The 7,089-nt window shown below is 69.9% G+C and carries 8 protein-coding genes; 4 read left to right on the forward strand and 4 right to left on the reverse strand.

From position 1 onward, the window contains the following. Positions 1-61: 61 nt before the first annotated feature. The gene (locus ACWDYJ_RS35550) at positions 62-1,438 is read right to left on the reverse strand and encodes a glycine--tRNA ligase (protein WP_451569742.1); all 1,377 of its coding nucleotides are present in this window, start codon (positions 1,436-1,438) and stop codon (positions 62-64) included. A 155-nt stretch (positions 1,439-1,593) separates the two neighbouring features. Here ACWDYJ_RS35550 and ACWDYJ_RS35555 point away from each other — a divergent pair, with 155 nt between their 5' ends. From ACWDYJ_RS35555 to ACWDYJ_RS35570, 4 genes are read left to right on the forward strand one after another with little or no spacing between them, the layout of a single operon-like run. Further along, complete coding sequence (locus ACWDYJ_RS35555; RefSeq protein WP_451569743.1) at positions 1,594-2,625, forward strand: metal ABC transporter substrate-binding protein; 1,032 nt, start codon at positions 1,594-1,596, stop codon at positions 2,623-2,625. Next, positions 2,625-3,443: a metal ABC transporter ATP-binding protein gene (locus tag ACWDYJ_RS35560; RefSeq protein ID WP_451569744.1), complete on the forward strand. Its 819-nt coding sequence runs from the start codon at positions 2,625-2,627 to the stop codon at positions 3,441-3,443. The genes ACWDYJ_RS35555 and ACWDYJ_RS35560 overlap by 1 nt, the downstream gene beginning before the upstream one ends. Beyond that, on the forward strand, positions 3,443-4,309 hold the full coding sequence (locus tag ACWDYJ_RS35565) for a metal ABC transporter permease (RefSeq protein WP_451569745.1): 867 nt from the start codon (positions 3,443-3,445) through the stop codon (positions 4,307-4,309). The genes ACWDYJ_RS35560 and ACWDYJ_RS35565 overlap by 1 nt, the downstream gene beginning before the upstream one ends. Positions 4,310-4,357: 48 nt before the next feature. Then, positions 4,358-4,786: a Fur family transcriptional regulator gene (locus ACWDYJ_RS35570; protein ID WP_451569746.1), complete on the forward strand. Its 429-nt coding sequence runs from the start codon at positions 4,358-4,360 to the stop codon at positions 4,784-4,786. Here the strand turns inward: ACWDYJ_RS35570 and ACWDYJ_RS35575 are convergent. The 3 genes from ACWDYJ_RS35575 to recO are packed head-to-tail and all read right to left on the reverse strand — an operon-like array spanning position 4,783 to position 6,927. Then, positions 4,783-5,325: a YcxB family protein gene (locus ACWDYJ_RS35575; RefSeq protein WP_451569747.1), complete on the reverse strand. Its 543-nt coding sequence runs from the start codon at positions 5,323-5,325 to the stop codon at positions 4,783-4,785. The two genes, ACWDYJ_RS35570 and ACWDYJ_RS35575, sit on opposite strands and share 4 nt — an antisense overlap. A gap of 22 nt (positions 5,326-5,347) precedes the next feature. Beyond that, on the reverse strand, positions 5,348-6,169 hold the full coding sequence (locus tag ACWDYJ_RS35580) for an isoprenyl transferase (RefSeq protein ID WP_451569748.1): 822 nt from the start codon (positions 6,167-6,169) through the stop codon (positions 5,348-5,350). Positions 6,170-6,180: 11 nt separating this feature from the next. Next, positions 6,181-6,927, reverse strand: coding sequence for a DNA repair protein RecO (gene recO, locus ACWDYJ_RS35585; RefSeq protein ID WP_451569749.1), 747 nt, complete (start codon positions 6,925-6,927; stop codon positions 6,181-6,183). Between the last annotated feature and the right edge of the window lie 162 nt (positions 6,928-7,089).

Here is a 7,089-nt window from a genome sequence, read left to right on the forward strand (position 1 = left end):
TGCAGGTCGAGGGCACCGGCGCCGCCCGCACGGACGTCGTCATCGACGCCAATAGCGGAACCTAGCAGCCGAGCAGGCGGCTGCCGAGGTAGCTCTGGATCTGGTCCAGGGAGACGCGCTCCTGCTTCATGGTGTCGCGCTCGCGCACCGTCACCGCGTTGTCGTCCAGGGTGTCGAAGTCGACGGTGACGCAGAACGGCGTACCGATCTCGTCCTGGCGACGGTAGCGGCGGCCGATGGCGCCCGCGTCGTCGAACTCGATGTTCCAGTTCTTGCGCAGGTCGGCGGCGAGGCCCTTGGCCTTCGGCGACAGCTGCGGGTTGCGCGACAGCGGCAGGACGGCGACCTTGATGGGGGCCAGGCGCGGGTCGAGGCGCATGACGGTGCGCTTCTCCATGACGCCCTTGGCGTTCGGGGCCTCGTCCTCGTTGTAGGCGTCGAGCATGAAGGCGAGCATGGCGCGGTTGACACCGGCCGCCGGCTCGATGACGAACGGGGTGTACCGCTCGCCGGCCTCCTGGTCGAAGTAGGTCAGGTCCTGACCGGAGGCGGCGGAGTGCGCCTTGAGGTCGAAGTCGGTGCGGTTGGCGATGCCTTCGAGCTCGGAGAACTCGTTGCCACCGAAGTTGAAGCGGTACTCGATGTCGGCGGTGCGCTTCGAGTAGTGGGAGAGCTTCTCCTTCGGGTGATCGAACCAGCGGATGTTCTCCTCGCGGATGCCGAGGTCGCGGTACCAGTTCCACCGCTCGGCCATCCAGTACTCCTGCCACTGCTCGTCCTCGCCCGGCTTGACGAAGAACTCCATCTCCATCTGCTCGAACTCGCGCGTGCGGAAGATGAAGTTGCCCGGCGTGATCTCGTTGCGGAAGGACTTGCCCATCTGCGCGATGCCGAAGGGCGGCTTCTTGCGGGAAGTCGTCTGCACGTGGGCGAAGTTGGTGAAGATGCCCTGGGCGGTCTCGGGGCGCAGGTAGGCCTTCGAGTCCTGGGTCGGGCCGAGGTGCGTCTCCAGCATGCCGGAGAACTGCTTGGGCTCGGTGAACTGGCCCTTCACGCCACAGTGGGGGCAGTTGATGTCCGCGAGACCGTTGGCGGGCAGGCGGCCGTGCTTGGCCTCGTACGCCTCTTCAAGGTGGTCCGCGCGGTGGCGCTTGTGGCAGGCGGTGCACTCGGTGAGCGGGTCGGAGAAAGTGGCGACGTGACCGGAGGCCACCCACACCTCGGGGGCCAGGATCACGGACGAGTCGAGGCCGACGATGTCCTCACGCCCGGTGACCATCGCCTTCCACCACTGGCGCTTGATGTTCTCCTTCAGCTCGACACCGAGCGGGCCGTAGTCCCAGGCAGCCCTGGAGCCGCCGTAGATGTCACTGCACGGGAAAACGAAGCCACGGCGCTTGCTCAGGCTGACGATGGTTTCGATCTTGTCGGCGGCCACGGTGCTCTCTTCATTACGAGGACGAACGGCGAAGTCTTCAGGTTACCGGCGCCTGCACCCCCGCATTCAAATCGGGACCCCCTTCGACGGCCCTCAGGCAGTCCCCTCACCTGCGTTTTTGACAATCGTTTCCACTTTTGATGAAAATGGATGTCATGAACGTACGACGCCTCATACCCACCGCCGTCCTCGCCGGAGCCGTCGCCCTCGGCGCCACGGCCCTCACCGCCTGCTCCGGAGCCGGAGCGGCGGGCTCCACGGACGGCCCGCCGGCCGCCACGGACGGGCAGGACGGCAAGCTCGACGTGACGGCGTCGTTCTACCCCATGCAGTTCCTCGCCGAGCAGATCGGCAAGGACCACGTGAAGGTCACCACCCTCACCAAGCCGGGCGTCGAACCGCACGACCTGGAGATCACCCCGAAGCAGACGGCCCAGCTGGCCGAGGCCGACGTGGTGCTCTACCTCAAGTCGCTCCAGCCCGCCGTGGACAAGGCGGTCGAGCAGTCCGGCGTGAAGAACACCGTCGACGCCGCCACCCTCACCAAGCTCGAGGCCCAGGCCGCCGAGCCCGGCCACGGCGAGGAGGGCCACGCGCACACCGAGGGCGACGAGCACGCCAAGCCGTCCGAGCCCGCCAAGGACGACGGCCACGACCACGAGGCCAGCGCGGACCCGCACGTCTGGCTCGACCCCTCCAAGTACGCCGAGGTCGCCAAGGGCGTCGGCGCCGCCCTGGAGAAGGCCGACCCCGCCCACGCCGCGGACTACAAGAAGAACACCGACGAGCTCGTGACCAAGCTGAACGCGCTGGACACCGAGTTCAAGGACGGCCTGAAGAACACGGCCACCAAGACCTTCATCACCACCCACTCCGCCTTCGGCTACCTCGCCGGGCGCTACGGCCTCGACCAGGAGGGCATCTCCGGCGTCGACCCCGAGGCCGAGCCCAGCCCGGCCCGCATGAAGGAGCTCCAGACCGTCGCGAAGAAGGACAATGTGTCGACGGTGTTCTTCGAGACGCTGGCCAGCGACAAGACGGCCAAGAGCCTCGCCCAGGACACGGGACTGAAGACCGACGTCCTCGACCCGCTCGAGGGAATCACGGACAAGTCCCAGGGCGCTGACTACTTCGAGGTCATGCGGTCCAACCTGAAGAACCTCCAGAAGGCGCTCGGAGCGAAGTAATGACAGCAGCAACGGAGGCGCGAGCCATGCAGTCCACGCCCCGACCGGCTGAGGACCAGCCCGTCATATCCCTGCGCGGGGCCACGGCCTCGCTCGGCTCCCGCCCCGTGCTGCGCGGCGTCGACCTCACCGTCCACCGCGGTGAGGTCGTCGCGCTGCTCGGCGCCAACGGTTCCGGCAAGTCCACGGCCGTCCGCGCCGTGGTCGGCCAGGTCCCGCTGAGCAACGGCACCCTCTCCGTCTTCGGCACCGACTTCAAGCGCTTCCGCGAGTGGTCGCGCATCGGGTACGTCCCCCAGCGCACCACCGCCGCCAGCGGCGTCCCGGCCACCGTCCGCGAGGTCGTCTCCTCCGGCCGGCTGGCCCGCACCCGCTTCGGGATCCTGCGCAATGCCGACAAGGCCGCCGTCGACCGCGCCCTGACCCTGCTCGGCATGGACGCGTACGCCGACGCCTCGGTCGGCGCCCTCTCCGGTGGCCAGCACCAGCGCGTCCTCATAGCCCGGGCCCTCGCCGGCGAGCCCGAGCTGCTGATCATGGACGAGCCGATGGCGGGCGTGGACCTCGCCAACCAGGAGGTCCTCGCGAGCGCCCTGCGCGAGCAGGTCGCCGCCGGCACCACCATCCTGCTCGTCCTGCACGAGCTGGGCCCGCTGGAGCCGATGATCGACCGCGCCGTCGTCCTGCGCGACGGCTGCGTCGTCCACGACGGCCCGCCCCCCGAGGCCGTGGGGCAGCACGCCCTGCCCGGCCACGACCACGTACACCCCCACGCGGCGCACGACGCCGAACCCCTGCGGACGGGACTGCTGAGCTGATGGGCCTCCTCGACTACCCCTTCATGGTGCGCGCGCTGATCGCCGCCGCACTGGTGGGGATCACCGCTCCGGCGATCGGCACGTACCTCGTGCAGCGCCGCCAGGCCGTCATGGGCGACGGTCTGGGCCATGTCGCCATGACCGGTGTCGCGCTCGGCTTCGTGATGAACACCAGCCCGGTGTGGATGGCGACCCTGGTCGCCGTCGTCGGCGCCGTCGGCATGGAGCTCATCCGCTCCCGCGGCAAGACCAGCGGTGACGTCGCGCTCGCCATGCTGTTCTACGGCGGCCTGGCCGGCGGCGTGATGATCATCAACGTGGGCGGCGGCTCCACGACCAACCTCCTCAGCGCCATGTTCGGCTCGATCACCACCGTCGCGCCCGAGGACGTCACCGCGATGGCGATCCTCGCCGCGTTCGTCCTCGCCGTCACCGTGGGCCTGCGCCGGCAGCTCTTCGCCGTCTGCCAGGACGAGGAGTTCGCCCGGGTCACCGGCCTGCCGGTGCGCGCGCTGAACCTGCTGATCGCCGTCACCGCGGCCGTCACCGTCACCGTCGCCATGCGCATCGTCGGGCTGCTGCTGGTCAGCGCCATGATGGTGATCCCCGTCGCGGCCGCCCAGCGGGTCACCCGCGGCTTCGCCGCCACCCTGGGCCTGGCCGTGGCGATCAGCCTCGCCGTGTCCCTGACGGGCACGACGACCACGTACTACGTCAACGCGCCCTCGGGCGCCATGATCGTCCTGCTCGCGATCGCCGTCTTCATGGCGGTGACCGCCCTGTCCGCTCCGCTCACCCGGCGCCGGGCCAAAGCGGCCCACGCCGCCGAGGAGGTCTGCGCCCGCGACGACGTGAAGGTCCAGTAGCCACGGCCGCCTGGCACAATGGGCCGAGACCGATACGAGGAGGAACCGGTGGCGACTGCGCCTGGCGAGACGAATGCCGCGCCAGTACGAGGGCGGTCCACCCGGCAGCGGGCCGCCGTGGCGGCGGCGCTGGACCAGGTGGACGAGTTCCGCAGTGCCCAGGAGCTGCACGACATGCTCAAGCACCGTGGCGACTCCGTGGGCCTGACCACCGTCTACCGCACCCTCCAGTCCCTCGCCGACGCCGGCGAGGTCGACGTGCTGCGCACCAGCGACGGCGAGTCCGTCTACCGCCGCTGCTCCACCGGGGACCACCACCACCACCTGGTCTGCCGCAAGTGCGGCAAGGCGGTCGAGGTGGAGGGCCCGGCGGTGGAGAAGTGGGCGGATTCCATCGCGGCCGAGCACGGCTACGTGAACGTGGCCCACACGGTGGAGATCTTCGGCACCTGCTCGGACTGCGCCGCCGCGCTCTAGAGCCTGCGCAGGTTCCGGTCCAGGATCGCCCGCAGCCGGTCGACGTCGGCCGGGGCCTGGGCGCCCCGCTTGGGAAGGACCGTCATGCCGACCGCCTGCTTGTCGGCGCTCAGCATGACGAATGCCCGGTCCGTCTCCGCGTACGCAGGCTGCGCCGCCCAGCCGATGCGGGTCGCGGTGTCCGCTGTGGTCAGCTGGACCCCGCTGTCGTCCACGACGGCCCGCATCTCCCCCGCCTTCTCCAGCAGCTCGGCGAAGGCCCGTACCTGGAGCCGGGGAAAGATCAGCGCCGTCACCGGGATACTCAGCGCGCCCGCGGCCAGCCCGACCGAGACCGGCTGGATGCCGTCGCTCCCCAGCGCGGACAGCACGCTCAGGGCGAGGAACGGCACGGCGATCCCTACGTAGACCCACCGCCTGCGCCGTCCGGCCGGCGTCCTGCTGTTGCGCGCCCGGACCGCGTCGTTGAGATCCGCCGTCGTGGCCCGGTAGACGAGCCGTACGGCCTCGTCGGCCGCCGGTACCGTGTTCGTGTCCATGACAGCGGATCCTATTCCCGGGTCAGCCGGCGGAGCCCTCGGCCTGGTTCGGTACCGCCCCGCCGAAGCGGCGGTCGCGCTGGGCGTACTCCAGGCAGGCCGCCCAGAGGTTGCGCCGGTCGAAGTCCGGCCACAGCACGTCCTGGAAGACCATCTCCGCGTACGCGCTCTGCCAGAGCAGGTAGTTGGAGGTGCGCTGCTCCCCACTGGGGCGCAGGAACAGGTCCACGTCCGGCATGTCCGGGTAGTACATGTACTTCGCGAAGGTCTTCTCGTTGACCTTCGACGGGTCGAGCTTGCCCGCCGCCACGTCCCTCGCGATCGCCTGCGCCGCGTCCGAGATCTCCGCGCGGCCGCCGTAGTTGACGCAGAAGTACAGGGTCATGGCGTCGTTGTCGACGGTCTGCTCCTGCGCGATCTGGAGCTCCTGGACGACCGACTTCCACATCTTCGGCATGCGGCCGACCCAGCGGATGCGGATGCCCAGCTCGTTCATCTCGTCACGGCGGCGCCGGATGACGTCACGGTTGAAGTTCATCAGGAAGCGGACCTCGTCGGGCGAGCGCTTCCAGTTCTCCGTCGAGAAGGCGTACAGGGAGAGGTTCTTGACGCCCATCTCCAGGCAGCCCTTGAGCACGTCGAGCACCACGCCCTCGCCGACCTTGTGGCCCTCGGTGCGCGGCAGGCCGCGCTCCTTGGCCCAGCGGCCGTTGCCGTCCATGACGATCGCGACGTGGTTCGGGACCAGCTCGCCGGGGATCTTCGGCGGACGCGCACCGGTCGGGTGCGGCTCGGGAACCTTGTACTCGCGGCGAGAGCGTCCCAGAATCCCGCGTCGTGCCATGTGTCCAGCTCCTATTTCTCGACGTATCGCAGGGAGCGTAGCCCGCGCTCCAGATGCCAGTGCAGATAGGCCGAGACCAGCCCGCTGCCCTCCCGCACGTGACGCGCCTCGCAGGCGTCGGCGTACCCCCAGTCGCCCGTCAGCAGGGCGCTGAGCAGGGCGATGGCCTCCGATGAGGGTACGACGCTGCCGGGCACCCGGCAGTCCCCGCACACGACTCCGCCCGCGGCGACGGAGAAGTGCCGGTTGGGGCCGTGGATGCCGCAGCGCGCGCAGTCGTCGAAGCTGGGCGCGTAGCCGTTGACGGCGAGGGAGCGCAGCAGGAAGGCGTCCAGGATCAGGTGGGGTTCGTGTTCGCCGCGCGAGAGGGTGCGCAGGCCCCCGACGAGCAGGAGGTACTGCTGTACGGCGGGCTCGCCCTCGTTCTCGCAGAACCGCTCGGCGGTCTCCAGCATCGCGGTGCCGGCGGTGTAGCGGGCGTAGTCGGTGACGATGCCGTTGCCGTAGGGGGAGATGATCTCGGTCTGGGTGCACAGCGGCAGGCTGCGGCCGATCAGATCGCTGCCGCGGGCGAAGAACTGCACGTCGGCGTGGGAGAAAGGTTCCAGCCCGGCGCCGAACTTGGACTTCGTACGCCGTACCCCGCGCGCGACGGCCCGCACCCGGCCGTGGCCCCGTGTGAGCAGCGTGATGATGCGGTCCGCCTCACCCAGCTTCTGGGTGCGCAGCACGATGCCGTCGTCGCGGAACAGACTCATGCGCCCATTGTCGCCTGTACGGGGGACGGCGACGGCCCCTCGCCCGGACCCCGGGGGGCGGGCGGGGGCGGCGCCCCCGTGGGGGGGGCTGGCGGGGGGGGGGGCGGCCGGTTTGGCCGACGCGCGCCCCCAGTCCCCGGCCCCCCCAACGTCATATCACAC

It is taken from the genome of Streptomyces sp. NPDC003042 (assembly GCF_053591315.1).